The sequence below is a fragment of the Paraburkholderia aspalathi genome (assembly GCF_900116445.1).
Classification (GTDB): Bacteria; Pseudomonadota; Gammaproteobacteria; order Burkholderiales; family Burkholderiaceae; genus Paraburkholderia; species Paraburkholderia aspalathi.
On sequence record NZ_FPBH01000037.1, the window covers coordinates 50,373 to 76,139 of the forward strand.

Sequence of the window (25,767 nt, forward strand, 5' to 3'; positions counted from 1 at the left end):
CAACCCGCAGCACCGCAACGAAAGCCTGCTCGCGCGCTCAGTCCGCCTGCTTGCGCAGGAATGCCGGAATGTCGTACGTGTCGACGCCCTTTTCCTGCAGCGCCTGCACGTGCGAAGCCGCCGTATCGCGCGACGTACGCCACACAGCCGGCGTATCCAGCGCGCCGTAATCGGCCGTGCTTGCGTGCGACTGCGACGTTGCGTAAGCAGCGTGCGCGCTGACCGGCTGATTGTCCGTGCCGGTGCGCAGCAGCGTCATCGGGGCCGATTGCTGCTTCTTCGCCGCACGGCCCAGACCCGTTGCCACGACCGTCACGCGCAGCGCGTCGCCCATTGCATCGTCGTACACCGCGCCGAAAATCACGGTTGCGTCTTCAGCAGCATAGCTCTTGATGGTGTTCATCACTTCGCGCGTTTCCGACAGACGCAGCGAACGGCTCGACGTGATGTTGACCAGCACGCCACGCGCGCCCGACAGATCCACCCCTTCCAGCAGCGGGCTGGCCACAGCCTGCTCGGCAGCCAGACGTGCGCGATCGACGCCGGCAACCGTCGCCGTGCCCATCATCGCCTTGCCCTGCTCGCCCATCACCGTCTTCACGTCTTCGAAGTCGACGTTCACCAGACCGTCGACATTGATTATTTCCGCGATGCCGGCAACTGCGTTGTTGAGAACGTCGTCTGCGCACTGGAAGCACTTGTCCATCTCGGCGTCATCGCCCATCACCTCGAACAGCTTGTCGTTCAGAACGACGATCAGCGAGTCGACGTGATCCTCCAGTTGCTGCGAACCAGCTTCTGCTACACGCATGCGCTTGCCGCCTTCGAATTCGAACGGCTTGCTGACCACGCCAACAGTCAAGATACCCATTTCTTTGGCGATCTGCGCGACCACCGGTGCTGCGCCCGTGCCCGTGCCGCCGCCCATACCGGCGGTGATGAACACCATGTGCGCGCCGCGCAGTGCGTCGGCGATGCGCTCACGTGCTTCTTCTGCTGCCGCGCGGCCCATTTCCGGCTTGGCGCCAGCGCCCAGACCCGTGTTACCGAGCTGGATCACCGCGGATGCACGCGAACGCGACAGAGCCTGCGCGTCCGTGTTCATCACGATGAAGTCGACGCCTTGCACGCCTTTGTTGATCATGTGCTGAACGGCATTGCCGCCAGCGCCACCTACTCCGATCACCTTGATGATGGTGCCGTTCGTTTCGGTTTCCAGCATCTGGAATTCCATGTTGCCTCCGTCAAGATAAAAAATTGCAGCCACTTCGGCCGTTATTCGGCAGGAGATCGGGCAACCTCCTGTCGCGCGCCAGCCGCCGGCACCAGCGCGTGTTTACGTAAAACCGTTCAAACCCAGAATTCGTTAGAAGTTGCCGAGGAACCAGTCTTTCATTCGCGTGAAGACCTGACCCATCGACCCCGACTGCACCGCGACCTTGCGGCCGCGCATCCGTTGCGAGCGTCCTTCGACGAGCAGGCCCATCGCCGTCGAATAACGCGGGTTACGCACGACGTCCGCAAGACCGCCCGCGTATTCCGGCACGCCAATGCGCACCGGCTTCAGGAAAATGTCCTCACCGAGTTCGACCATGCCGAGCATCATCGACGCGCCGCCGGTCAGCACCACGCCGGAGCTCAACAGTTCTTCGTAACCCGACTCGCGCACCACCTGCTGCACGAGCGAAAACAGTTCTTCGACACGCGGCTCGACCACCGCCGCCAATGCCTGGCGCGACAGCGTGCGCGGACCGCGCTCGCCGAGACCCGGCACTTCGATCATTTCGTCCGGATCGGCCAAGGCCTGCTTTGCAATGCCGTAGTCGACCTTGATGTCTTCCGCGTCCGGCGTCGGCGTGCGCAGCGCCATCGCGATGTCGCTCGTGATCTGGTCGCCGGCGATCGGAATCACCGCCGTGTGACGAATCGCGCCTTCGCTGAAAATCGCGATATCCGTCGTGCCGCCGCCGATGTCGACCAGCACCACGCCGAGTTCCTTTTCGTCTTCCGTCAGCACCGCCAGCGACGAAGCGAGCGGCTGCAGGATCAGATCGTTCACTTCGAGCCCGCAGCGGCGCACGCACTTCACAATGTTCTGCGCCGCGCTCACTGCGCCGGTGACGATATGCACCTTCACTTCCAGGCGGATGCCGCTCATGCCGATTGGCTCGCGCACATCTTCCTGACCGTCGATGATGAATTCCTGCGTCAGGATGTGCAGCACCTGCTGATCGGTCGGGATATTGATCGCCTTCGCCGTCTCGATCACGCGCGCGACGTCCGTCTGCGTGACTTCCTTTTCCTTGATCGCCACCATGCCGCTCGAATTGAAGCTGCGGATATGGCTGCCGGCGATCCCGGTGAATACGTTCGTGATCTTGCAGTCGGCCATCAGCTCGGCTTCCTCGAGCGCGCGCTGAATGGACTGCACGGTGGCTTCGATGTTCACCACCACGCCCTTCTTGAGCCCCTTCGATTCGCTCTGGCCGAGGCCGATCACCTCGTAGTGGCCCTCGCCCTTCAACTCGGCGACGATAGCCACTACCTTCGACGTCCCAATGTCGAGGGCGACCAGCAGATCTTTATAGTCTTTACTCATAGCGTGCTCATTGCGTGTGATGTCCGTTTACTTCTTGCCCTTGTCGGGTTCGCTGATGAAACGCATGCCAGCGGCACGAATCGCGAAACCGTTCGGATAGCGCAAGTCCGCATACTCGATATCCTTTCCCCAACGTTGCGTCACCGCGTTCCACGCCGCGGTCAGGCGCTTGCTCCGATCGAGCAATGTGTCCTGATTGCGTTCGCGCCCAAGTTCCACCTGCATGCCGTTCGACAGCTTCACCGTCCACGCGTAACGCGGCGACAGCGTGACTTCTTCGGGCGTCGCGCCCAGCGGCGCAAACCACTTCTTGAAATCGCTATAACGCGCGACGACTTCTTTGGCCGTTCCGTCCGGACCGTCGAACGCGGGCAGCTCCTCTTCGAGCTCGCCCTGGTTCGCGGTGAACAGTTCGCCGTCCACGCTCACCAGTTGATCGCTGCCCCACGTTCCAAGCGGTTTGTACTCTTCAAGCGTGACAGCCAATGCATTCGGCCAAACCCGCCGCACACTCGCGTGACGCACCCATGGCATCTGCTCGAACGCCTGGCGTGCGACGTCGAGATCCACCGTAAAAAAGTTGCCTTTCAAGCGCCCTACTACACCCGCGCGCACCGTCGGCGAATTGATGTGCTCGGTGTCGCCGTCGATCTGGATTTCGCGCAACGCGAAATTCGGACGCTGGATGAGCCAGTAACCGCCTGCCGCCAGCAGCACGAGCACCAGCAACGCATGCAATGCGTTGGCGGCGAGATTGAGCTGGCGAACGTTGTTCCACATGGAGTTGCTTTCGGGTTGCCCCGCTTAGTCCTTTGTTAATCCTTGAGCGTCAGCGCCAACACGCCGACCACCAGTTCCTGATAGCTGATACCCACCGCACGCGCCGCTTTCGGCGGCAGCGAGTGATCGGTCATCCCAGGCGCCGTGTTCACTTCCAGAAAGTACGGGTTGCCGTCTGCGTCGAGCATGAAATCGGCGCGACCCCAATCGGTGCAGCCAAGTACGTCGAACGCGCGGCGCGCCAGCACTTTCAGGCGTGACTCTTCGTCAGCCGCCAGACCGCACGGAATCAGATACTGCGTGTCGTTCGCGATGTACTTCGCGTGGTAGTCGTAAAACTCGCCAGCCGGAATGATGCGGATCACCGGCAGATCCAGATCGCCGGCGATACAGGCCGTGAATTCGCCGCCGCCCTCGATGCTCTTTTCCACCACGACGATCTTGTCGTACTTGACCGCTTCGAGCAGCGCGGCCGGCAAAGCGTCCGCGCTTTTCACCTTGATCACTGCAACGCTCGAGCCTTCGCTGGCTGGCTTCACGAATAGCGGCAAGCCGAGCTTCGCGACGATGTCTTTTGCGCGTGCTTCGTAGTCGTCGCCGCGCAGCACAGCCTCGAACGGCGGCGTCGGAATGCCGAGTTGCTGCCACACGAGCTTGGTGCGGAACTTGTCCAGACCGAGCGCCGAGCCGAGCACGCCGCTGCCCGTGTAACGGATGCCGTAAAAATCCAGCGCGCCCTGAATCTGGCCGTTCTCGCCATAACCGCCATGCAACGCGTTGAACGCGCGCACGAAGCCTTCGTCCTTCAATGCGGCGAGCGGCCGCTCAGCCGGGTCGAACGGATGCGCGTCGATACCGGCGTCGCGCAGACCTTGCAGCACGAGGCGGCCGGAATTGAGCGACACCTCGCGCTCGGCGGAATCCCCACCGAGCAGCACTGCTACCTTGCCGAATTGTTTAGGGTCGATGCTGCTCATTTCACTCACACCTTCGTTTCTTGCGCCAGGCGACCCGGCACACCGCCGATCGAACCCGCGCCCATCGTGATCACCACATCGCCGTCGCGCACTACCGCTGAGAGCGCGTCCGGCACTTCATCCACCGTATCGACAAACACCGGTTCGACCTTGCCCGCCACGCGCAGTGCCCGCGCAAGAGCGCGGCCATCCGCAGCGACGATCGGCGCTTCGCCGGCCGAATACACTTCGGTCAGCACGAGCGCGTCGACGGTCGACAGCACCTTCACAAAATCTTCGAAGCAATCGCGCGTACGCGTGAAGCGGTGCGGCTGGAATGCCAGCACCAGGCGCCGCCCCGGAAATGCGCCACGCGCCGCCGCCACCGTTGCCGCCATTTCAACCGGGTGATGGCCGTAATCGTCGACCAGCGTGTACGCGCCGGCCGGTTTGCCTTCCGATACGACCGGCACTTCGCCGTAGCGCTGGAAGCGTCGGCCCACGCCGTTGAAATCCGCCAGCGCTCGCTGGATATCGGCATCTTTCACTTCAAGTTCAGTCGCAATTGCAATTGCGGCCAAAGCGTTCTGCACGTTGTGCTCGCCCGGCAGATTCAAGACGATGTCGATCGGCGCCGCGTCTTCACGCAGTGCCGTGAAATGCATCTTGCCGCCGCGCGCTTCGACATTGACTGCACGCACCTGCGCGTCCGGCGTAAAACCGTAGCGGATGATCGGCTTCGACACGAACGGCAGGATCTCCTTCACGTTCGGATCGTCGACGCACAGCACCGCTATCCCATAGAACGGCAGACGGTGCGTGAATTCAATGAACGCCTGCTTGAGTCGCGCAAAGTCGTGTCCATAGGTGTCCATGTGATCAGCGTCGATGTTCGTGATGACTTCGATCACCGGGAACAGATTCAGGAACGACGCATCCGACTCATCCGCTTCAGCGACGATGAAATCACCCGTACCCAGACGCGCATTCGCGCCCGCGCTGATCAGGCGCCCGCCGATCACGAAGGTCGGATCGAGTCCGCCTGCCGCCAGCACGCTCGCCACCAGCGAGGTGGTCGTGGTCTTACCGTGCGTGCCGGCAATCGCAATACCCTGCTTCAGGCGCATCAGTTCCGCCAGCATCACCGCGCGCGGCACGATCGGAATGCGGCGATGACGCGCGGCCAGCACTTCCGGGTTGTCGCTGCGCACCGCGGTCGAAACGACCACGGCATTCGCGCCTTCGATGTTCTCCGCCGCGTGACCGATCGCGATGCGCGCGCCGAGCGCGGCGAGGCGATCGGTGATCGCGTTGCTCGACAGATCCGAGCCGCTCACCTGATAGCCGAGGTTGACCAGCACCTCCGCGATGCCGCTCATGCCGACACCGCCGATGCCGACAAAGTGAATATGTTTGACGATGTGTTTCATTGCTTTCCTTCTGGGCTCGCGCCCGAAATCGAACCCGCCACAGTCGCGCAAATCTGTGCGACCTGTTCTGTGGCGTCGGGTTTCGCGAGCGAGCGCGAACGCTCTGCCATCTCTGCGAGGGTCTCTCGCGTCTGGCTGCGCAACCAGTCAGCGAGCATTTCCGCCGACAGATCGCGTTGCTGCACGACCAGCGCCGCGCCGTTATCGGCGAGGAACGCTGCATTAGTGGTTTGGTGATCGTCTACTGCAAACGGGAACGGCACGAAGAATGCCGCCACGCCTACTGCTGAAATCTCCGACACGGTCATCGCGCCCGAACGGCAGATCACCAGATCCGCGTTCGCGTACGCGCTCGTCATGTCGTCGATGAAAGGCACGAGTTCTACATCGGCGCCGGCCTGCAGGCCCGCTGCCGCATAATTCTCACGCAGTGCTTCAATATGCTTCGCGCCCGCCTGATGCACGATGCGCGGACGTTCATTCGGCGCCAGCAGCGCAACCGCGCGCGGCACCACTTCGTTCAATGCGGCTGCACCCAGACTGCCGCCCACCACCAGCACATTCAGCGGACCGCTGCGCGCTGCGTAGCGTGCTTTGGGTGCAATTGCGCCCGCAAGTTCCGCACGAATCGGGTTTCCAGTCCATTCGCCGTGCGGCAGCGCATTCGGGAATGCAACCAGCACGCGTTTCGCGACTTTCGCGAGGACCTTATTGGCGAGACCCGCAATCGAATTCTGTTCATGCAGCACCAGCGGACGGCCGCTCAACGCGGTCATCAAACCTGCCGGAAACGTGATGTAACCGCCCATGCCGAGCACGACGTCCGGCTTCACGCGACGCAGCACGCTCAAACTCTGCGAGCACGCGCGCAGCAGGTTCAGTGGCAACATCAGCTTGGTCTTCAGGCCCTTGCCGCGCAGTCCGCCAAAGCGCACGTATTCCATCGGGATGCCGTGCTTCGGCACCAGCGTGGCTTCCATGCCCGCGGGATTGCCGAGCCATACGACCTTCCAGCCCCACGCCTGCATCAGGTGCGCAACCGCGAGCCCCGGGAACACGTGTCCCCCGGTGCCACCGGCCATCACCATCAGCGTGCGTTGCGGGAGAGCCGTCATACTTTGCCCCCACGCATCAACACCCGGTTCTCATAGTCCACACGCATCAATACAGCCACCGCCACGCAGTTCAGCACGATGCCCGAACCGCCGTAGCTAACGAGCGGCAACGTAAGACCTTTAGTCGGCAGCAGGCCGAGGTTCACGCCCATGTTGATAAAAGTCTGCGCACCGAACCAGATGCCGATACCCTTCGCGACCAGCCCGGCAAAAGTGCGGTCAAGTGCGAGCGCCTGACGGCCGATCTCGAACGAACGGCGTACGATCCAGTAAAACATCAGGATCACGACGAGCACACCGACAAAACCTAGCTCCTCGCCGATAACGGCGAGGATGAAGTCGGTATGCGCTTCCGGCAGATAGTTGAGCTTCTCGACACTGCCGCCCAAACCCACGCCAAACCATTCGCCGCGCCCGAAAGCGATCAGCGAGTGCGTCAATTGATAAGCCTTGCCTTGCGCATAACGGTCGTCCCACGGATCGAGGTAAGCGAAGATCCGCTCGCGACGCCATGGCGACGCCCACACGAGCAAGCTGAACGTGCCGACCGCAGTCGCCACCAGACCGCCGAACAGCTTGCCGTTCACGCCGCCGAGGAACAGCACGCCCATCGCGATCGCGGCGATCACCATGAACGCGCCCATGTCCGGTTCGAGCAGCAGCAATGCGCCGACGAGACCCACTGCAACCGCCATCGGCAGAAAGCCCTTGGCGAAGCTGTGCATGTATTCCTGCTTGCGCACGGTGTAATTCGCCGCGTAAATCGTCACGGCGAGCTTCATGATTTCCGACGGCTGCATGTTCGTGATGCCGAGCGGAATCCAGCGACGCGCACCGTTCACGCCCTTGCCGACGTGCGGGATCAGCACGATCACCAGCGCGGCGAGCGAAATCAGGAACAGCTTCGGCGCGTACTTATCCCACGTCGAAATCGGAATGCGGAACGACACGACGCCGATCACCGAGCCCATCACCACGAAAATGATCTGGCGCACGAGGAAGGCGTAGTCGCGGTACGACGCGTATTTCGGCGAATCGGGCATCGCGATCGACGCCGAATACACCATCACGACGCCGAGCCCCAGCAGCGCGACGACCACCCACAGCAACGAGTGATCGTAGTCGAGCATCCGCGAGCGCAGCGGACGAACGCCGTTCACGGCGCTCGCGAGACCACTGCCGCCCGAGCGACCCGAGGCGCGGCCCGTGCTACCCGTATCGCCATTACCGGCACGGGAGCCGGCCAGGCGCGAACCGAAGCGTTCTGACCAGCTCATATCATCGTCCCCCGTTCTGCCGCGATGTCTTCCACCGTGCTGCGGAACACCTGCGCGCGATGGGCGTAACCCTTGAACATGTCAAAGCTCGCGCACGCCGGCGACAGCAACACGGCGTCGCCAGGTTGCGCCAATGCGGTGGCGGCCCGCGTCGCTTCTTCGAGCGTCGCGTGGTCGGTCATCGCGATGCCGGCGTCTTCCAGCGCGGCGCGAATCTGCGGCGCATCGCGACCGATCAGCATCACGGCGCGGCACCACCGCGTCACCGGCTCGGCAAGCGGCTCGAAATCCTGGCCCTTGCCGTCGCCACCGGCGATCAGGACCGCGCGCTGCGCGAGGCCGTCGAGCGCGGCAACTGTCGCGCCGACATTGGTGCCCTTGCTGTCGTCGACGTAATCGACGCCTTCGATCGACGCGATCAATTCCACCCGATGCGGCTCGCCACGGTATTCGCGCAGGCCGTGCAAAAGCGGCGCGCCAGGCAGACCGATCGCGCGCGCCAAGGCATACGCGGCCAATGCGTTGGCGGCGTTATGCAGGCCGCGGATACGCAATGCGTCCGCCGGCATCAGGCGTTTGAGCGCGATGTTCTTCGGCGCCGCCACTTCGTTCTTGCGACGGCGCGTCGGTGCGGGTTCGTCGCTCACGTCGCGATCGTGCGCCTCGACCAGCCAGATCATGCCGTTGTCGCGCAGCAGACCGTAGTCGCCGTCGTTCTTCGGCTCGGTCACGCCGAACGTGACCATCGCGGCATCGCTATCGGCCGAAGGCGCGAGCGCCATCACGCGGGCGTCGTCGCGATTCAGCACGCGCACGGTTTGTGTACCGAAGATGCGGCCCTTCGCGGCAGCGTATGCGTCGAGCCCACCATGCCAATCCAGGTGATCCTGCGTGATGTTCAGAACGACCGCTGCATCGGGCGTAAACGTATGCGCTGTTTCCAGCTGGAAGCTCGACAGCTCCAACACCCACACGTCGGGCAACGCGGTGTTGTCGATCGCTTCGCTGAGCTTGTCCAGCGCCGCCGGGCTGATGTTGCCCGCCACCGCGACCTTCTTGCCGGCGCGTTCGCACAGCAAGCCAGTAAGACTCGTCGTCGTGGTCTTGCCGTTGGTGCCGGTGATCGCGATCACCTTCGGCACGTAACCGCTTTCGCCAAGCGTCTTCAATGCTTGCGCGAAGAATTCGAGTTCGCCCCAGACAGGGATGTCCCGCTCACGCGCCGCGGTGATGAGCGGCAGCAAGTCAGCGGCGAGCGGAGACAAGCCCGGGCTGATCGCCACGAGTTCGACGCCTTCGAGCAACGAGAGCGAGAACGGGCCGCCAACGAATTCGGCGTCGACGCTGTGCGCTTCCAGCGCGGACAGGTTCGGCGGCACCTCGCGCGTATCGGCCACACGCAGCCGACAGCCGTGCCGCGCGCACCAGCGCGCCATCGCGAGACCGGATTCACCGAGTCCCAGCACGAGCACCATCGGCTTTTGCCGATCCCGAAACTTCTCGCCAAACATCGCCTGCTTCCCCTAAATACGACTTAACGCAACTTGAGCGTGGACAAACCGAACAGACACAACATCAGGGTGATGATCCAGAAGCGCACCACTACCTGCGTTTCCTTCCAACCCGACAATTCAAAATGGTGATGCAGCGGCGCCATCTTGAAGAGGCGCCGGCCTTCGCCGTAACGGCGCTTGGTAAATTTGAACCACGTCACCTGCAGCATCACGGAGAGCGTCTCCGCGACGAAAATGCCGCCCATGATGAAGAGCACGATTTCCTGACGCACGATCACGGCCACCGTGCCAAGTGCGCCGCCGAGCGCGAGCGCCCCGACGTCGCCCATGAACATCTGCGCCGGATGCGTGTTGAACCAGAGGAACGCGAGCCCTGCCCCACCCATCGCCGAACAGAAGATGAGCAACTCGCCAGCGCCGGCGATATGCGGAAACAGCAGGTACTTCGAATAGACCGAACTACCCATCACATAAGCGAACACGCCGAGCGATGCGCCGACCAGCACGACCGGCATGATCACGAGGCCGTCGAGACCGTCGGTAAGGTTCACCGCATTGCTCGCGCCGACAATCACCAGATACGTCAGTACGATGAAGCCCCACACGCCGAGCGGATAGCTGATCGATTTGACGAACGGCAGCATCAGGTCGGCGCGCGCCGGCAAGCCCATCGACAAACCGCTGCGCACCCACGCCATGAACAGGTCGAACACGCGCACGTTGCTCGCTTCGGACACGCTGAACGCGAGATACACCGCCGCGAACAGGCCGATCACCGACTGCCAGAAATACTTTTCGCGCGACGACATCCCGCGCGGGTCCTTGTAGACCACCTTGCGGTAATCGTCGACCCAGCCGATCACACCGAAACCAAACGTGACGAGAATCACGATCCAGATGAAACGGTTGGTCAGATCGGCCCACAGCAACGTTGCCACGGCAATGCCGAGCAGAATCAACACGCCGCCCATCGTCGGCGTACCAGATTTGACGAGGTGCGTTTGCGGGCCGTCTTTACGAACGGCCTGACCGACCTTCATCGCGGTCAGCTTGCGGATCACCGCCGGGCCACAGACGAGCCCGATCAGCAGCGCGGTGATGGTGGCCATCACCGCACGGAAAGTCAGATAACTGAACACGCGCAAGAAGCTTGCGTCATTCTGCAGCCATTGCGCCAGCGCCAGTAGCATGCTTCGGTCCTTCTATTTCAATGTGCAGCAGGCGTATTGCCCGCTGCGTTGGGTTGTGGACTCGTTACGGCGTCCACCACGCGTTCCATTTGCATGAAACGCGAGCCTTTCACGAGAAGCGTTGCAGCGGCGCCAAAACCCGCCTGCTGCAACTGCGCGACCAGCGTGCCGACATCGGCGACGTGATGCGCGTCCGCGCCATACGCAGTGCAAGCGTCGCGCGAGGCGTCGCCCATGGCGTACAGCACGTCGATACCGCGTTCTTTGGCGTAGGCGCCGATTTCACGGTGAAACGCCGGGCCGTTGTCGCCGACTTCGCCCATGTCGCCCATCACCAGCACACGCGGTGATGCGCGCGATGCGAGGACGTCGATCGCCGCGCGCATTGAATCGGGGTTGGCGTTGTAGGTGTCGTCGATCACCGTTGCGCCGGCGAGTGTGCCGAGCGCGGCGCGCTTCACCTGCAAACGGCCCTTGACGGCGCCGAACGATTCGAGGCCGCGCTTGATTGCGTCGAGCGACACGCCTGCGGCGAGCGCAGCCGATGTCGCGGCCAACGCGTTGTGCGCGTTGTGATCGCCGAGCACTTGCAGCGTGACGTCGACGTGGCCTTCCGGTGTGTCGATGCTCAGAACGTTGCCGGCGAACGTGCCGGTTACGGCGGCTTCGGTCACGCGATCGGCGGTGTTCAAGGCGAAGTCGATGATGCGATTGCCGGTTGCGGCGACGCGCCAGATGCTCGCGTAGGCATCATCGGCCGGGAATACGGCGACGCCTTCCGGCGAGAGCGCGTGAATCACGCTGGCGTGTTCGAGCGCGACGGCTTCGACCGTCGCCATGAATTCCTGGTGCTCGCGCTGTGCGTTGTTCACCACCGAGACCGTCGGCTCGGCAATCTTCGCAAGCAGCGAGGTCTCGCCCGGATGGTTCATGCCGAGTTCGACCACCGCCAGTTGATGCGCGGCGTGCAGACGGAAAAGCGTGAGCGGCAAGCCGATATCGTTGTTGAAGTTGCCAGCAGTCGCGAGGCGTGCGTCCGCGCCGACCGCAGCAGCGAAGATCGACGCGATCATTTCCTTGACCGTGGTCTTGCCGTTGCTGCCCGTCACAGCGACGAGCGGCATGCTGAATGTGCGCCGCCATCCGCGCGCAAGCGCGCCGAGCGCGACACGCGTATCGGCTACGCGCAATGCAGGCACGTGCCAGTCTTGCGGCGTGCGCGTCACCAATGCTGCCGTGACGTTGCGCGACGCGACTTCCGGCAGGAAATCGTGCGCGTCGAAACGCTCACCCTTGATCGCGACGAAAAGATCGCCTGGACCGGCACTGCGGCTGTCGGTCGAAACGCGTTCGAACGTGACGTTGTCATCACCGAGCACGGTGGCGCCGGGAATCAGCGCGGCGGCTTCACGCAGCGAGAACATGCTCATTCGCCACCTCCGCGTACGTGCGTCGCCCGTGCGGCAAGCGCAAGGCGAGCGTGGTCCTGATCGGAGAAAGCGCGCTTCTTACCCATGATTTCCTGTGTTGCTTCATGCCCCTTGCCGGCCAGCACGATAACGTCTTCGCGCGCGGCGCCGCGGATCGCTTGCAGGATCGCGCTCGCGCGGTCCTCGATACGGCGCGCCTTCGACGCGTCTTTCATGCCCGCGGCGATCTGCTCGATGATCGACTGCGGATCTTCGCTGCGCGGGTTGTCGCTGGTTACGACCACGCCGTCGGCGAGCTTCTCGGCGATCGCGCCCATCAGCGGACGCTTGGTCGCGTCGCGGTCGCCGCCGCAGCCGAACATGCAGATCAGTTCACCACCGCGTGCGGCCGCCATCGGGCGCAGTGCTTCCAGGGTCTTTTCCAGCGCGTCCGGCGTGTGCGCGTAATCGATCACGACGAGCGGCTCGTCGTTCTGCAAGCGGCCGCCGAGACGTTGCATGCGGCCATTTACCGGTTCGAGCTTCGCCAGTTCGGCAAGCGCTGCGTCGAACGGCACGTCGGCTGCAAGCAATGCACCGAGTACGCCGAGCAGATTGCTGACGTTGAAAGCGCCGAGCGTTTGCACTTCGACGTCGGCGTTGCCCCAGTCAGATGTGGTCAGATGAAATGCGGTGCCGGTGGCGGTTGCACGCACATTCGAGGCGAGCAGCAACGCGTCGGCTTGCGGCGCGTCTTTCAGCGTTTCGTCGAGACCGTAGGCGATCGTGCGAGCATGGCCCTTCGTGCTCGCGAGCAGACGGCGACCTGCGGCATCGTCGCGGTTGATCACTGCGGCGCGCAGTTCCGGCCATGCGAACAGACGCGCCTTGGCGGTTTCGTAGGCTTCGAACGTGCCGTGATAGTCGAGGTGGTCTTGCGTGAGATTCGTGAACACGGCGATGTCGAACGCCGTGCCGTTCACACGGCCTTGATGCAGCGCGTGCGACGACACTTCCATCGCCACCGCTTGCGCGCCGGCGTCGCGCAATTGCGCAAGACTGCGTTGCAGTTGCGGCGCGTCGGGCGTCGTGAAACCGGTGTGTACGAGTTGACCCGGCAGACCGGTGCCGAGCGTGCCGATGATCGCGCAACGCTTGCAGAGCGCGGTCAAGGCCGCCGAGATCCATTGGCTGCAGGAGGTCTTGCCGTTCGTGCCGGTGATGCCGACCGTCAGCATGCCGTCGCTCGGATCGTTATACCAGGCGCTCGCAATCGAACCGGCGAGTTCGTTCAGCGCCGGCACGGCCAGCGTGGTGGACGAGTCGATCGCACCGCTAAAGCCTTCGGGCTGGACCAGCACGGCTGCCGTGCCACGCTCGATCGCGCCGTCGATAAACGGGCGGTTGTCCGCGCCGTCGACCGCATAGGCGAAAAATGCGTCACCCGCCGCAAGCGAACGCGTGTCGGCGTGCAGATGCGCGCCTGGCTGCACGCGAGCGTGCAGCCAGTTGAGTGCGTCGGCAATTTGCCGGTGCGCTGGGTGTTTCTTACGCAGCGCGCTCATCGCACAACTCCGGGATGGCTTTTCGCGTTGGCGACAATCGTCATTTTCTTCGCGCCGGCGCTGGTGGAAAGCTTCTTGACCGTTGCGGGCGAGGGCGGTGCGCTTGGCGCAGCAGGCGCCGAATCGTCCGACACGACCATCTGTTTGACCGGCATATCCGGCGGCACATTCAGCGAACGCAGCGTGTCGCCGACAATCGACGAGAACACCGGACCGGACACCTGACCGCCGAAGTGGCTGCCCGCCGTCGGTTCGTCGACCGACACGGCAACGACGATGCGCGGATTCGGCATCGGCGCCATGCCGACGAACGAAGCGCGGTACTTGGAGTGGTCGTAGCCGTGCGCGCCGTGCTTGTACGCGGTACCGCTCTTGCCGCCGACGCGATAGCCGGGCACGGCCGCATCTGGCGACGTGCCACCCGGCGCCGTGACGGTTTCGAGCATCGCGCGCACTTCGCGAGCGGTGGTAGGCGCGAAAATTTGCGGGCCCGTGGCCGGCTGATCGCCAGGCGTGCGGAAAATCGACACTGGCATGATCTCGCCGTCATGCGCGATCGCGGTGTACGCACGGCCCAACTGGAACAGCGACACCGACAAGCCGTAGCCGTACGACATGGTCGCCTGTTCGATGCGGCGCCAGCTCTTCCACGGACGCAGACGGCCCGCCGCCGCGCCCGGGAAGCCGACCTTCGGCGCCTGGCCGAGACCGATGCTGGTGTACATGTTCCACATCTCTTCGGGCTTGAGCTGCATGGCGATCTTCGTCGCGCCAATGTTGCTCGACTTCTGGATCACGCCACCCACTGTCAGCACGCCGAACGCGCTGTCGTCGGTAATCGGCGCACCGTCGAGCACAAAGCGGCCCGGCCCCGTATCTACCAGTGTAGTCGGCGTCACGCGGTGCAGGTCGAGCGCGAGCGACACCGTGAACGGCTTCATGATCGAGCCCGGCTCGAAGGTGTCCGTGAGAATGCGGTTGCGCAGCTGGTCGCCCGTGAGGTGCGAACGGTCGTTCGGGTTATACGTCGGGTAGTTAACCAGTGCGAGCACTTCGCCGGTCCGCACGTCGATCACCATTGCCGCGCCGGCCTTCGCCTTGAATTTCTCGACGGCCGCTTTCAGGTTCGTATACGCGATGTACTGAATCTTGCTGTCGATCGAGAGATCGACGTCCTGGCCGTTGTGCGGCACGACCTGCTCGTCCACGTCCTCGATGATGTGGCCCATGCGGTCTTTAATGACGCGGCGGCTGCCCGACATGCCGGCCAGCAACTTCTGGTCGCCGAGTTCGACGCCTTCCTGGCCTTCGTCTTCCACATTGGTGAAGCCGATCAGGTGAGCCGTGATCTCGCCTTCTGGATAGAAGCGCTTGTATTCGTCGCGCGCGTATATGCCGGGGATGTCCAGCGTGGTGACTTTCTCGGCGACGTCGACCGGCACCTGCCGCTTCACATAGACGAAGTTCTTGTCCTCGGACAGTTTGGCGCGCAACTCCTTGTTCGTCATGCCGAGCAGCTTGCCGAGCTGGGTCAGCTTGTCGGCGCCGAGGTCGTCCGGCACCGAGTCGGGAATTGCCCAGATCGCGCGCACCGGCAGACTCGTGGCGAGCACGAGGCCGTTGCGGTCGAGAATCTTGCCGCGCGTGGCCGGCAGTTCGAGCCGGCGCTGATAGCGGATTTCGCCCTGCTTCTGATAGAAGGCGTTGCCCGGCCCCTGAATCCAGAAGGCGCGCGCGGTCAACGCGACAAACGCCATGAACAGCATGAACACGACGAGTTTCGAGCGCCACATGGGCAGGCGCACCGACAGGATCGGGTTCGCAGAAAAGGCGACGCTTTTGCGAGTCGACGATTTTTTCATCGCACGCCTCCGCGACGGGTCGCAAGCGGCGCCGACGCCGGACCGGAAGTCGGGATCGGTGCGTCCTCCGCCTTGGCGGCGCCCGGGTCGAGCGTCAGGTATTGGGTACGCCCGGTCGTGACCGATTGCATCTTCAGGGAATCAGTGGCGATCTGCTCGATGCGCGACGTCTTCGACAACGCGCTCTGCTGATATTGAAGCTGTGAATAATCCTGCTGCAACTGGCGCTCCTGCGATTGCGCGCGTTGCAACTGGATAAAGATCTGACGCTGCTGATTGGTGGCGTTAACGACAGACAAAGCGCAGCCCATCACGATCATCAGCAGGAAGATATTGAGGCGGCTCATGGCGCGATTCGCTCCGCCACACGCATCACGGCAGAACGGGCGCGCGGGTTCGCGGCGACTTCAGCGTCGCTGGCGAACATGCGGCCAATGATTTTGAGCGGAGGGCTCGGCAGATCGACTGCACGAATCGGCAGACGGCGATCCACCGCAGGCGTACTGGCGTGCGCCTGCATGAATCGCTTGACGATCCGGTCCTCGAGCGAATGAAAGCTGATGACCACCAGCCGCCCCCCTTGCTCCAACAGCGACAACGCTGCTTCTAAAACGACTTGCAGCTCCGCAAGCTCTTGATTGATGTGAATCCGTATAGCTTGAAAGGTGCGGGTTGCCGGATCCTTGCCCTTCTCACGGGTTTTGACGACGTTAGCCACGATTTGGGCAAGCTCGCCCGTGCTGACGAGAGGCCCAAGACGGTCGGACTCTGCCCGGCGAGCAACAAGCGCCTTTGCAATCTGAAAAGCAAACCGTTCTTCCCCATAATCTCGTATCACCTCCGTCAGTTCCTGCACCGTGGCCCGCGCCAGCCAGTCAGCCGCTGACTCGCCGCGCGTCGGGTCCATCCGCATGTCGAGCGGGCCGTCGGCGCGGAAACTGAAACCCCGCTCCGGATCGTCGACTTGCGGCGACGACACGCCCAGATCCAGCAAAACACCCGACACCCGCCCTACCCCGCGCTCCGCAATCGCGTCACGCAGCGAAGCAAAACTCTCGTGCACGATGCCAAAGCGCGGATCCGCAATCTGCTGAGCCGTGGCGATGGCGAGCGGGTCTTTGTCGAACGCGATCAGGCGCCCGGCTTCACCCAGCCTCTCCAGCACCAGGCGGCTATGACCGCCGCGCCCAAACGTACCGTCCACATAAACGCCGTCTGCGCGCGTGACCAGCGCTTCGACCGCCTCTTCCAGCAGCACCGTGCGATGCTGCAATTCGTTTCCCATCGCAGGTGCCATATATGTAGTCCGCGATCAGAACGTGAAATTCTTTAACGCTTCGGGCATGCCCTCGGCGATCGCTGCCTGTTCCTTTGCTGCGTAAATTTGTGCGTCCCACAACTCAAAGTGACGACCCATGCCGAGCAGGTTCACTTCCTTTTCCAGCGAGCCGGCCGCGCGCAATTCCGGCGACACGAGCACGCGACCCGCACCGTCCATATCGACGTCCATGGCGTTGCCGAGGAAAATGCGTTTCCACCAGGCTGCGTTCATAGGCAGCTTGTCGACCTTGTCGCGGAAGATCTCCCACTCCGGGCGCGGAAAGAGCAACAGGCAGCCGTCCGGGTGCTTGGTGATCGTCACCCGGCCCTCTGCCTGTGTTTGCAGCGCATCCCGATAACGAGAGGGAATCGACATCCGCCCTTTCGCATCGAGCGTCAGCGCCGACGCCCCTTGGAACACTTCGCTCTCCCATACCGGCGTTTTTTCGCCAGCTATCCGATTCGTGAAAATCTACCCGAAACCGCCTGTGAGATCACACAAAAATACACTTTCTCACACTGTCTCCCACTTTAGAGTAACGCTAAACAGGGGTCAAGGGAGATACACGCTTTTCGAGCGAATTTTGTTTGTTAGAACAAGGACTTAGCGCGACTCCTTCACGTCAGACATAAAACGGAAAACCGTTATAAATGAATGAGCTAGTGAATCTTGTGAAGGTGATACGTGAAAAGTGCGAGGGAAAGGCGCGGAATGTAAGAGATCGTGAAGCGCGATCGGGAGGTGTTTGCTGGCGTTCCGGGTATTTCGTGCGGACGACGCGCGAGGCGTCGTCCCACTTTCAGGCGGTGCGTGAGCAGAAGTCTCGAACTTATAGGTAATAGGCAGTGCGGGTCATGACTTTCGATACTGCGCGCATCAGTGCGCGTGCGGGGAATGGCAACTCGACGCCGCCTGCATCCATAGCGGATTTACCGTGCTCCGCTTCATCTACGCGCATCTGTTCGACGATCGCGCGCGACTCGCGGTCGGCTGCGGGCAACTGATCCAGATGGCTATCCAGATGCTGTTCAACCTGGCGCTCGGTTTCGGCCATGAAGCCTAGACTCACGCGATCACCCATGCGGCCCGCTGCGAGGCCGATTGCCAGCGCGCCTGTATACCAGAGCGGGTTCAACAGACTTGGGCGCGAATCGAGCGCCTCGAGGCGTTTGGCGGTCCACGCCAGATGATCCTCTTCTTCTATGGCAGCGTGATTAAACACAGCTCGCAAAGACGGCGACCTGGTCGCGAGTTTCTGAGCTTGGTAAAGCGCCTGGGCGCACACCTCACCGACGTGGTTCACCCGCATCAAACCAGCCGCGTGGGCGCGCTCCTCCGGGGACAGCTCAGCGGGCTCCGCCGCCGATTCTTGCGGAACCGGCAATGGACGACTCATCCGCGACACGCCGGTCATTGAGCGTAAACCCCGATCAAACTCGCTAATCAACTCGTCCAGAAACATTCAGCACTCCCTGATTCGACAACCGTCCCGCCGCGCTGACCGGCCCACGCGACAAGACTTTGCTGGGTAAACCCGGCTTCGCGAAGACCTTGAATTCAAACGAATCCGACGGCCAATTTGAGATTTTAGACCATGTTGCGTAAACGAAACAGGACCGGCCCTGGCCGTCTCCTTTTTCTTTGTGCCATGTATGCCTTTTGTTACATTACGTGCAACTTCTCGCGAAGTTGGACAAGCAAGGCCTCAACGCTAGACAAATATTCGCCTTGTACAAAAGATTCGTAATCCTTGGAGATCATTCGATGAAAAAGTCGCTTCTCGCTCTCGCAGCACTGGGCGCATTCGCAGGCGTCGCACATGCTCAGAGCAGCGTGACCCTGTACGGCATTATTGATGAAGGCTTCAACATCAACACCAACTCGGGTGGCAAGCACCTGTACAACCTGTCCAGCGGCGTCATGCAAGGCTCGCGTTTCGGCCTGCGCGGCACGGAAGATCTGGGCGGCGGTCTGAAGGCAATCTTCGTGTTGGAAAACGGCTTTGACGTGAACAACGGCAAGCTGGGTCAAGGCGGCCTGATGTTCGGTCGTCAAGCTTACGTCGGCCTGTCGAGCCAGTTCGGTACGGTCACGCTGGGTCGTCAATACGACTCCGTCGTCGACTACGTTGGTCCGCTGGAAGCCGGTGACCAGTGGGGCGGCTACATCGCTGCTCACCCGGGTGACATCGACAACTTCAACAACGCGTACCGCACCAACAACACGGTCAAGTACACGAGCGCAAACTACGGCGGTCTGACGTTCGGCGGCACGTACAGCTTCGGCGGTGTTGCTGGCAACGTTACGTCGAACCAGATCTGGTCGTTGGGCGCTGGCTACAACAACGGTCCGTTGGTCTTGGGCGTTGGCTATTTGAACGCGCGTACCCCGGCAGCTTCGGGCGGCCTGTTCAACAACGGCGGCACGACTACGGCAGCGAACGCAGCTGTGACGTCGCCGGTCTACGCAGGCTTCGCTTCGGCTAACACCTACCAGGTGATCGGTGCAGGCGGCGCATACACGTTCGGCGCAGCAACGATCGGTGCTACGTACTCGAACATCCGCTTCGGCAACCTGGGCGCGTCGTTCACGTCGCCGTTCAAGGGCCAATCGGCTACGTTCAACAACGCGGAACTCAACTTCAAGTATCAGTTGACCCCGGCGTTGCTGGTCGGCGCAGCGTATGACTACACGCGCGGCGCGGAAATCAACGGCGCATCGCGCGCTCAGTACCACCAAGGTTCGGTTGGCGTGGACTACTTCCTGTCCAAGCGTACCGACGTGTACGTGATTGGTGTGTACCAACACGCTCTGGGCGAAACGCTGAACGCAGCGGGTGCTACGGTCAACGCAACGGCTGGCATCAACGGCCTGTCGGGTTCGTCGAACCAGAACCAACTCGCAGCTCGCGTTGGTATCCGCCACAAGTTCTAATAAGTCGTAATAAAGCAGTTTGCCTCAAAGGCGCCTTCGGGCGCCTTTTTTTATGGTTGCGCGCCGCATCGCGCGGCCCGCTGTTTTGCGTGAATACGACGGCTCAAAGAGAAAGGCCCGGCAGACTTTCGTCTGCCGGGCCTTTCTCTCTTTCTTTCACTCAGTGCGTTACTTCGTGTCGGCTTCGGCCAGGCTGCCGATGAGCCTGATGCGCGTGACGCGCTTACGCCCGGCCGTCGCGCAATTCGCGACGCAGAATTTTGCCGACATTGCTCTTGGGCAGTTCGGTCCGGAATTCGACGATCTTCGGCCGCTTGTAGCCGGTCAATTGCTGTTTGCAATACGCGAAGATGTCCGCATCGGTAAGCGCCTGGTCCTTCTTCACGACAAACAGCTTCACCGCTTCGCCTGAATGCTGGTCCGGCACGCCAACCGCCGCGACTTCGAACACACCCGGCAGCTTGGCAACCACGTCTTCGATCTCGTTCGGATAGACGTTGAAACCCGAGACAAGAATCATGTCCTTCTTCCGATCGACGATCTTGACGAAGCCATTTTCGTTCATCAAGCCGACATCTCCCGATTTAAAGAAGCCATCCGACGTCATGACCTTGGCGGTTTCGTCCGGGCGGTTCCAGTAACCCGCCATCACCTGCGGCCCGCGGATGCAGATTTCTCCCGGCTGGCCGAGCGGCACCTCGTTGCCTTCGTCGTCGCGAATCGAGATTTCCGTCGACGGCAGCGGCAAACCGATCGTGCCGCTATATTCCGTGACGGTGACCGGATTGCAGGTGACGCACGGCGAGGTCTCCGACAGACCGTAGCCTTCGATGATCGGCGTATGCGTGTGCTCGAACCAGCGCTTGGCGACCGCTTCCTGTACCGCCATACCGCCGCCATTTGCTGCGATCAGCTTCGAAAAATCGAGTTTGTGGAAGTCCGGGCTGTTCAACATCGCGTTGTACAGCGTATTGACGGCGGGAATCGTCGTGATCGGATAGCCTTCCAGCGCCTTGATCATGCCGGGGATATCGCGCGGATTCGGAATCAGCACGCCAAGGCCGCCGGTACGGATCGTTAGCAGCCCGCAGACCGTCAGCGCAAAGACGTGATAAAGCGGCAACGCAACAACCGTGACGAACTGATCGATGTCCTTGCGGTTAGCGCGAACCGGATCGAGCCAGATTTCCGACTGCAGCACGTTGGCGATCAGGTTCCGATGCAGGAGCGTCGCGCCCTTGGCCACGCCGGTCGTGCCGCCCGTGTACTGGAGAAACGCGACGTCGTCCGGACCTTGCTGGACCGGCTTGAAACTCTGACGGCCACCCTCGGCGATCGCGGTATTAAATTTGACGTGGCCCGGGAGACTCCACGCCGGCACCATCTTCTTCACTCGCCGCACGACAAAGTTCACCAGCGTACCCTTCACGCCCATCAGATCGCCCATTGCTGCGACGACGATGTGCTTGACCGACGTATTGCCCACGATCGCCTGCAGCGTGACAGCGAAGTTCTCGAGCAGGATGATCGCTTCCGCGCCGCTGTCCTTGAGCTGATGCTCGAGTTCCCGCGGGGTGTAGAGCGGGTTCACATTCACCACCACGTAACCCGCGCGCAAGATCGCCGCAATCGCGACAGGATATTGCAGCACGTTCGGCATCATGATCGCGATGCGCGCGCCACGGGCAAGACCCCTCGACTGAAACCACGCGGCCAGCTTGCGCGAGAGTTCGTCGAGCTCGCCGTAGCTGATCTCCTTGCCCATGCAGACGAACGCAGGTTTGGCGCGGTGGTCGCGGAAGGCTTCTTCGAGCAGTTCGGCGACGGACGAATAGCGAGTCGGATCAATCTCTGCGGGAACGCCGGGTGGATAAGATTTCAGCCAGATTTTGTCCATGCAGCGTCTCCTCCTTTATTTTCGAATGGTCGTGCTAAAAACGCATCGTAGCATGGGCATCCCTGTGCTATTCGTGAAAAGCGGCCAGGTTAGACTGCAACCTCGAACCCGCTGCGAGCCGTTGCCGCGAGATTTTTGAACGTGTTTTCAGGCGCGTTCGACTTCGACGAGGCAGTCGTAAAACGTGGCCGATCCGCCCAGATCGGTGAGCGCCTGGCTGGTGACCTGATTGGCGTTACAGCCGTCGGGCGCGAGCTTCTTCCACCATATCGACAGCCCGACCACGAGCCCTTTACGTGTCTTGTCGGTGACACGGGCACGCGCCTGCATCGCGCCGCGATCGTTGAATATGCGCACCAGGTCACCGTCAGCGATGTTTCGCTGCTGCGCGTCGGACGGGTGGATGTCCAGGTGCGGCTCGCCCTCTGTGGAACGCAGGCTTTCGATATTCACGAAAGTGCTGTTCAGGAAGTTACGAGCAGGCGGCGAGATCATTGCAAGCGGGTAACGAGCGGCGAGCTCGGGCGCACCGTCTTCGGATTCGTAAGGCGGCAGGTAGTCGGGCAACGGATCGAGCCCTTGCTGCGCAAGGCGCTCGCTGAAGAACTCGCATTTGCCCGACGGCGTGCGAAAGCCACCCTCTGCGAATGGTGCGTCAGGCAGATTCAGCGCCGCCCAGCCGGTTTTCTTTAGCGAGTCCCAGTTAACGCCTTCCAGCGTTTTGTCGTTCCAGCGGAAAGCAGACTGCGCGATAGCGTCGTCGCTCTCGTAAAGTGCCGGCTCCTGCAGGCCCATGTGGCGCGCCAGGCCGCGAAAGATCTCCGTGTTCGGGCGTGCATCGCCGACCGGCGCAATCGCCGGCAAGTTGACCATCACATGTGTGTGTCCGTACGACTTGTGCACGTCGAGGTGCTCCAACTGGGTCGTGGCAGGCAGAAGTAGATCGGCGTAGTCCGCGGTGTCGGTCTGAAAGTGCTCGAGGACGATCGTGAACAGGTTTTCGCGTGCAAAACCTGCGGCAACCCGTTCCGAGTCCGGCGCGACCGCCACCGGGTTCGAGTTGTAGACGATGATCGCCTCGACTTTCGGGCCGAACGTCGCATCGCCCGGATGCAGCAACGCGTCGCCGATCGCGTTCATATTGATGACGCGCGAAGTCTTGGCGGGCCAGCCCGGCATCAGGTCCGGGCGCTGCAACGCGTGCGAATCCACCGGCGCCCATCCGCCCGAAGACAGCAACACACCACCCGCTCGGTCGCGCCATGCGCCTGTCAGCGAAGGTAAGCAGGCGATTGCGCGTACGGCGTTACCGCCGCCACGCACCCGTTGCAGGCCATAGTTCATCCGGATCGCGGCCTTTTTCGTGCTGCCGTAAAGGCGCGCAAGATCGACGATCACCTGCTCGTCGACACCGCAGATTTGAGCTGCACGTGACGGCGGATAACTGAGTGCGCGATCCTTCAGTTCTGCAAAGCCCAAGGTATGAGCCGCGATGTAGGCGTGATCGAGCAGATTTTCCGCGATCAACACGTTGATCATGCCGAGCGCCAAAGCGCCGTCAGTTCCCGGCTTCAGTGCAATGTGCTGGTGACATTTTTCCGCCGTCAGCGACCGGTACGGATCGATCGCGATCAGCCTTGCACCGCGACGCTTGGCTTCCTGGGCGCGTGTCCAGAAGTGCAGGTTCGAAGCGATGGGGTTCGAACCCCAGATCAGGATAACCTCGCTTTCGCCGAAAAACTCGGTGAGCATGCCAATGCCCGCGCCGTAGGTGTATTTCAACCCCGCCGCACCGGCGGCTGCACAAATCGTGCGGTCTAACTGCGATGCGCCGAGTTTGTGAAAGAACCGTTGCGCAATGCTGTCGCCTTGAACCAGGCCCATCGTACCGGCATAGCTGTAGGGCATGATGGCTTCGGGCGCACGGCGCGCGATTTCCGACAGGCGTGCTGCGGCGAACTCAAGCGCCTCGTCCCAACTAATCGGCTCAAAACGGCCTTCGCCTTTGCGGCCGACGCGCTTCATCGGAGTCGTCAACCGATTCGGATGGTGCACCCGCTCGGCATAGCGGTTGACCTTGGTACACAGCGCGCCTTGCGTCGGCTGGTGATCGGGGTCGCCGACGACCTTGATCGCCCGCCCGCCTTCGACGGTTACGCGCATCGCGCAGGTATCAGGGCAATCGTGCGGACACACCGCGCGGGCGAATTCAGTCGGAGCATTCATCGGCGGTCCGTCCAGGAGAGCAGTAAGCGGCGGGGCAATCCCGAATTTTATTACTTCCGTGGCCCGTTGACCTGCGTGGTGCCGCCAAAAACGCCTTCGGCGTAGAATCGGTTATCAACGTGCCCGGGCAATATGGCCCCGAGCGATTCCACGCAAAGCAAAGCACAAGCGCACCATCATGAAACTGATCCCAGAAATCCAGGCCGCTCACGGCGAAATTCAAACCCTTCGACGAACGATTCATGCTCACCCCGAGTTGCGTTATGAAGAAACAGCAACAGCGGATCTGGTTGCCAGGACACTTGAGTCCTGGGGCATCGAGACTCATCGCGGATTGGGCAAAACAGGCGTAGTCGGCGTACTGAAGCGCGGCAACGGATCGCGCTCGATCGGACTGCGCGCCGACATGGATGCATTGCCGATTCAGGAGCTAAACAGCTTCGATCATCGTTCGCAGAACGACGGCAAAATGCACGCGTGCGGCCATGACGGACATACCGCGATGCTGCTCGGCGCTGCGCGGCATCTGGTCAAACATGGCGAGTTCGACGGCACGATCGTGTTCATCTTTCAACCGGCAGAAGAAGGCGGCGCCGGCGCGCAGGCAATGATCGACGATGGGCTGTTCACGAAGTTTCCGGTCGATGCGGTCTTCGGCATTCACAACTGGCCGGGCATGCCGTCAGGCCACTTCGGTGTGACCGAAGGGCCGATCATGGCGTCCAGCAACGAATTTCGCATTGAAATCAAAGGCGTGGGGTCACACGCGGCGCTGCCGCACAACGGCCGCGACCCGGTGTTCACCGCGGTTCAGATTGCGAGCGGGCTGCAGAGCATCATCACGCGAAACAAGAAACCGCTCGATACCGCCGTGTTGTCGATCACCCAGATTCACGCCGGCGACGCGCTCAATGTCGTCCCGGACGATGCGTGGATCGCAGGGACAGTGCGGACGTTTACCACCGAAACGCTCGATCTGATCGAAACACGCATGCGCAAGATCGCCCAGAGCACGGCCGAAGCTTACGACTGCTCGGTCGACATTCACTTCCATCGAAACTACCCGCCGACGATCAACAGCAGCGAAGAGACCCGCTTCGCGGCGTCGGTCATGAAGGAAATTGTCGGTGCGGAAAATGTTGATGACTCAGTCGAACCGACGATGGGCGCTGAGGATTTTTCGTTCATGCTGCTGGCGAAGCCGGGCTGCTACGCATTTCTCGGTAACGGCGACGGTGGTCATCGGGAATCAGGACATGGTGCCGGGCCTTGCATGCTGCACAACGCGAGCTATGACTTCAACGACGAGCTATTGCCAATCGGCTCGACGTATTGGGTTCGGCTGGCGCAGCGATTTCTGGCACAGGAGAAATAAGGCGGCTGAATGGATCTGGGAGACGGCTTGTGATTCAGCCGTCGACTGTAGCTGCGCGTATGTCGACGCGCGGCACTACTGACGTCCGACGTGCTTGCATGGAGCTGACGCGGTACGCGAACGCGCTGCGGATCGGGAAGGAGTGAGTAGCGTTGCTGACGGAATTTTCTTCAGAGCCGTAAACGCAGAAACCCCACCTTTTAGGGGTGGGGTTTCTGGACTTGCTGGGGAGCCTGACGATTACCTACTTTCACACGGGAATCCGCACTATCATCGGCGTGGAGTCGTTTCACGGTCCTGTTCGGGATGGGAAGGGG

20 protein-coding genes and 1 rRNA gene are annotated in these 25,767 nt (G+C 61.8%); 2 read left to right on the plus strand and 19 right to left on the minus strand.

Going from position 1 to position 25,767, the window contains the following annotated elements; translation table 11 throughout:
* Window positions 1-37: 37 nt before the first annotated feature.
* From ftsZ to coq7, 16 genes are all read right to left on the minus strand, one after another.
* Window positions 38-1,234, minus strand: coding sequence for a cell division protein FtsZ (gene ftsZ / locus BM438_RS37820; protein ID WP_093645255.1), 1,197 nt, complete (start codon window positions 1,232-1,234; stop codon window positions 38-40).
* 132 nt (window positions 1,235-1,366) lie between these two features.
* A complete protein-coding gene (gene ftsA / locus BM438_RS37825; protein ID WP_007180311.1) occupies window positions 1,367-2,599 on the minus strand; it encodes a cell division protein FtsA in 1,233 nt (410 codons plus the stop codon).
* Window positions 2,600-2,626: 27 nt separating this feature from the next.
* Window positions 2,627-3,379 carry a cell division protein FtsQ/DivIB gene (locus BM438_RS37830; protein WP_054040781.1) on the minus strand — a complete coding sequence of 251 codons (753 nt, stop codon included), beginning with the start codon at window positions 3,377-3,379 and terminating at the stop codon, window positions 2,627-2,629.
* 35 nt (window positions 3,380-3,414) lie between these two features.
* Window positions 3,415-4,356 carry a D-alanine--D-alanine ligase gene (locus tag BM438_RS37835; RefSeq protein WP_054040783.1) on the minus strand — a complete coding sequence of 314 codons (942 nt, stop codon included), beginning with the start codon at window positions 4,354-4,356 and terminating at the stop codon, window positions 3,415-3,417.
* Window positions 4,357-4,361: 5 nt separating this feature from the next.
* Window positions 4,362-5,765 carry a UDP-N-acetylmuramate--L-alanine ligase gene (gene murC, locus BM438_RS37840; protein ID WP_093645257.1) on the minus strand — a complete coding sequence of 468 codons (1,404 nt, stop codon included), beginning with the start codon at window positions 5,763-5,765 and terminating at the stop codon, window positions 4,362-4,364.
* Window positions 5,762-6,880 carry an undecaprenyldiphospho-muramoylpentapeptide beta-N-acetylglucosaminyltransferase gene (murG, locus tag BM438_RS37845; protein WP_054040787.1) on the minus strand — a complete coding sequence of 373 codons (1,119 nt, stop codon included), beginning with the start codon at window positions 6,878-6,880 and terminating at the stop codon, window positions 5,762-5,764. The genes murC and murG overlap by 4 nt, the downstream gene beginning before the upstream one ends.
* Window positions 6,877-8,157: a putative lipid II flippase FtsW gene (gene ftsW, locus BM438_RS37850; RefSeq protein ID WP_054040789.1), complete on the minus strand. Its 1,281-nt coding sequence runs from the start codon at window positions 8,155-8,157 to the stop codon at window positions 6,877-6,879. The genes murG and ftsW overlap by 4 nt, the downstream gene beginning before the upstream one ends.
* The gene (gene murD / locus BM438_RS37855) at window positions 8,154-9,668 is read right to left on the minus strand and encodes a UDP-N-acetylmuramoyl-L-alanine--D-glutamate ligase (protein ID WP_093645260.1); all 1,515 of its coding nucleotides are present in this window, start codon (window positions 9,666-9,668) and stop codon (window positions 8,154-8,156) included. Before murD ends, ftsW begins: the two co-directional genes overlap by 4 nt.
* Window positions 9,669-9,691: 23 nt before the next feature.
* Window positions 9,692-10,861, minus strand: coding sequence for a phospho-N-acetylmuramoyl-pentapeptide-transferase (mraY, locus tag BM438_RS37860; RefSeq protein WP_093645262.1), 1,170 nt, complete (start codon window positions 10,859-10,861; stop codon window positions 9,692-9,694).
* 17 nt (window positions 10,862-10,878) lie between these two features.
* Window positions 10,879-12,291, minus strand: a complete 1,413-nt coding sequence (locus BM438_RS37865) for a UDP-N-acetylmuramoyl-tripeptide--D-alanyl-D-alanine ligase (protein WP_093645264.1) — start codon at window positions 12,289-12,291, stop codon at window positions 10,879-10,881.
* A complete protein-coding gene (locus BM438_RS37870) occupies window positions 12,288-13,835 on the minus strand; it encodes a UDP-N-acetylmuramoyl-L-alanyl-D-glutamate--2,6-diaminopimelate ligase (RefSeq protein ID WP_093645266.1) in 1,548 nt (515 codons plus the stop codon). Before BM438_RS37870 ends, BM438_RS37865 begins: the two co-directional genes overlap by 4 nt.
* Complete coding sequence (locus BM438_RS37875) at window positions 13,832-15,697, minus strand: peptidoglycan D,D-transpeptidase FtsI family protein (protein WP_093645268.1); 1,866 nt, start codon at window positions 15,695-15,697, stop codon at window positions 13,832-13,834. Before BM438_RS37875 ends, BM438_RS37870 begins: the two co-directional genes overlap by 4 nt.
* On the minus strand, window positions 15,694-16,044 hold the full coding sequence (ftsL, locus tag BM438_RS37880; protein WP_093645270.1) for a cell division protein FtsL: 351 nt from the start codon (window positions 16,042-16,044) through the stop codon (window positions 15,694-15,696). Before ftsL ends, BM438_RS37875 begins: the two co-directional genes overlap by 4 nt.
* Complete coding sequence (gene rsmH, locus BM438_RS37885; RefSeq protein WP_093645272.1) at window positions 16,041-16,994, minus strand: 16S rRNA (cytosine(1402)-N(4))-methyltransferase RsmH; 954 nt, start codon at window positions 16,992-16,994, stop codon at window positions 16,041-16,043. Before rsmH ends, ftsL begins: the two co-directional genes overlap by 4 nt.
* A gap of 15 nt (window positions 16,995-17,009) precedes the next feature.
* Window positions 17,010-17,438 (minus strand): division/cell wall cluster transcriptional repressor MraZ, encoded by a 429-nt coding sequence (gene mraZ / locus BM438_RS37890; protein ID WP_025647927.1) that lies wholly within the window; start codon window positions 17,436-17,438, stop codon window positions 17,010-17,012.
* A gap of 409 nt (window positions 17,439-17,847) precedes the next feature.
* Complete coding sequence (coq7, locus tag BM438_RS37895) at window positions 17,848-18,480, minus strand: 2-polyprenyl-3-methyl-6-methoxy-1,4-benzoquinone monooxygenase (protein ID WP_093645274.1); 633 nt, start codon at window positions 18,478-18,480, stop codon at window positions 17,848-17,850.
* 302 nt (window positions 18,481-18,782) lie between these two features.
* Here coq7 and BM438_RS37900 point away from each other — a divergent pair, with 302 nt between their 5' ends.
* Window positions 18,783-19,952 carry a porin gene (locus BM438_RS37900; protein ID WP_093645276.1) on the plus strand — a complete coding sequence of 390 codons (1,170 nt, stop codon included), beginning with the start codon at window positions 18,783-18,785 and terminating at the stop codon, window positions 19,950-19,952.
* Window positions 19,953-20,175: 223 nt separating this feature from the next.
* On the opposite strand, the gene BM438_RS37905 is transcribed toward BM438_RS37900, so the two are convergent.
* Together BM438_RS37905 and BM438_RS37910 are read right to left on the minus strand one after the other, a co-directional pair.
* A complete protein-coding gene (locus tag BM438_RS37905; protein ID WP_093645278.1) occupies window positions 20,176-21,849 on the minus strand; it encodes a long-chain fatty acid--CoA ligase in 1,674 nt (557 codons plus the stop codon).
* 147 nt (window positions 21,850-21,996) lie between these two features.
* Window positions 21,997-24,075 (minus strand): molybdopterin-containing oxidoreductase family protein, encoded by a 2,079-nt coding sequence (locus BM438_RS37910; RefSeq protein ID WP_093645280.1) that lies wholly within the window; start codon window positions 24,073-24,075, stop codon window positions 21,997-21,999.
* Between the two features lie 178 nt (window positions 24,076-24,253).
* On the opposite strand from BM438_RS37910, the gene BM438_RS37915 reads away from it, so the two are divergent.
* On the plus strand, window positions 24,254-25,450 hold the full coding sequence (locus tag BM438_RS37915; protein ID WP_093645282.1) for a M20 aminoacylase family protein: 1,197 nt from the start codon (window positions 24,254-24,256) through the stop codon (window positions 25,448-25,450).
* 231 nt (window positions 25,451-25,681) lie between these two features.
* On the opposite strand, the gene rrf is transcribed toward BM438_RS37915, so the two are convergent.
* A 5S ribosomal RNA gene (gene rrf, locus BM438_RS47100) occupies window positions 25,682-25,767 on the minus strand; the annotation flags it as partial.

What these genes read in the sequence shown, in the direction of transcription:
- ftsZ (WP_093645255.1), bottom strand. Translation starts at nt 1,234, where the DNA reads ATGGAATTCCAGATGCTGGAAACCGAAACGAACGGCACCATCATCAAG.
- ftsA (WP_007180311.1), bottom strand. Translation starts at nt 2,599, where the DNA reads ATGAGTAAAGACTATAAAGATCTGCTGGTCGCCCTCGACATTGGGACG.
- BM438_RS37830 (WP_054040781.1), bottom strand. Translation starts at nt 3,379, where the DNA reads ATGTGGAACAACGTTCGCCAGCTCAATCTCGCCGCCAACGCATTGCAT.
- BM438_RS37835 (WP_054040783.1), bottom strand. Translation starts at nt 4,356, where the DNA reads ATGAGCAGCATCGACCCTAAACAATTCGGCAAGGTAGCAGTGCTGCTC.
- murC (WP_093645257.1), bottom strand. Translation starts at nt 5,765, where the DNA reads ATGAAACACATCGTCAAACATATTCACTTTGTCGGCATCGGCGGTGTC.
- murG (WP_054040787.1), bottom strand. Translation starts at nt 6,880, where the DNA reads ATGACGGCTCTCCCGCAACGCACGCTGATGGTGATGGCCGGTGGCACC.
- ftsW (WP_054040789.1), bottom strand. Translation starts at nt 8,157, where the DNA reads ATGAGCTGGTCAGAACGCTTCGGTTCGCGCCTGGCCGGCTCCCGTGCC.
- murD (WP_093645260.1), bottom strand. Translation starts at nt 9,668, where the DNA reads ATGTTTGGCGAGAAGTTTCGGGATCGGCAAAAGCCGATGGTGCTCGTG.
- mraY (WP_093645262.1), bottom strand. Translation starts at nt 10,861, where the DNA reads ATGCTACTGGCGCTGGCGCAATGGCTGCAGAATGACGCAAGCTTCTTG.
- BM438_RS37865 (WP_093645264.1), bottom strand. Translation starts at nt 12,291, where the DNA reads ATGAGCATGTTCTCGCTGCGTGAAGCCGCCGCGCTGATTCCCGGCGCC.
- BM438_RS37870 (WP_093645266.1), bottom strand. Translation starts at nt 13,835, where the DNA reads ATGAGCGCGCTGCGTAAGAAACACCCAGCGCACCGGCAAATTGCCGAC.
- BM438_RS37875 (WP_093645268.1), bottom strand. Translation starts at nt 15,697, where the DNA reads ATGAAAAAATCGTCGACTCGCAAAAGCGTCGCCTTTTCTGCGAACCCG.
- ftsL (WP_093645270.1), bottom strand. Translation starts at nt 16,044, where the DNA reads ATGAGCCGCCTCAATATCTTCCTGCTGATGATCGTGATGGGCTGCGCT.
- rsmH (WP_093645272.1), bottom strand. Translation starts at nt 16,994, where the DNA reads ATGGCACCTGCGATGGGAAACGAATTGCAGCATCGCACGGTGCTGCTG.
- coq7 (WP_093645274.1), bottom strand. Translation starts at nt 18,480, where the DNA reads ATGTTTCTGGACGAGTTGATTAGCGAGTTTGATCGGGGTTTACGCTCA.
- BM438_RS37900 (WP_093645276.1), top strand. Translation starts at nt 18,783, where the DNA reads ATGAAAAAGTCGCTTCTCGCTCTCGCAGCACTGGGCGCATTCGCAGGC.
- BM438_RS37905 (WP_093645278.1), bottom strand. Translation starts at nt 21,849, where the DNA reads ATGGACAAAATCTGGCTGAAATCTTATCCACCCGGCGTTCCCGCAGAG.
- BM438_RS37910 (WP_093645280.1), bottom strand. Translation starts at nt 24,075, where the DNA reads ATGAATGCTCCGACTGAATTCGCCCGCGCGGTGTGTCCGCACGATTGC.
- BM438_RS37915 (WP_093645282.1), top strand. Translation starts at nt 24,254, where the DNA reads ATGAAACTGATCCCAGAAATCCAGGCCGCTCACGGCGAAATTCAAACC.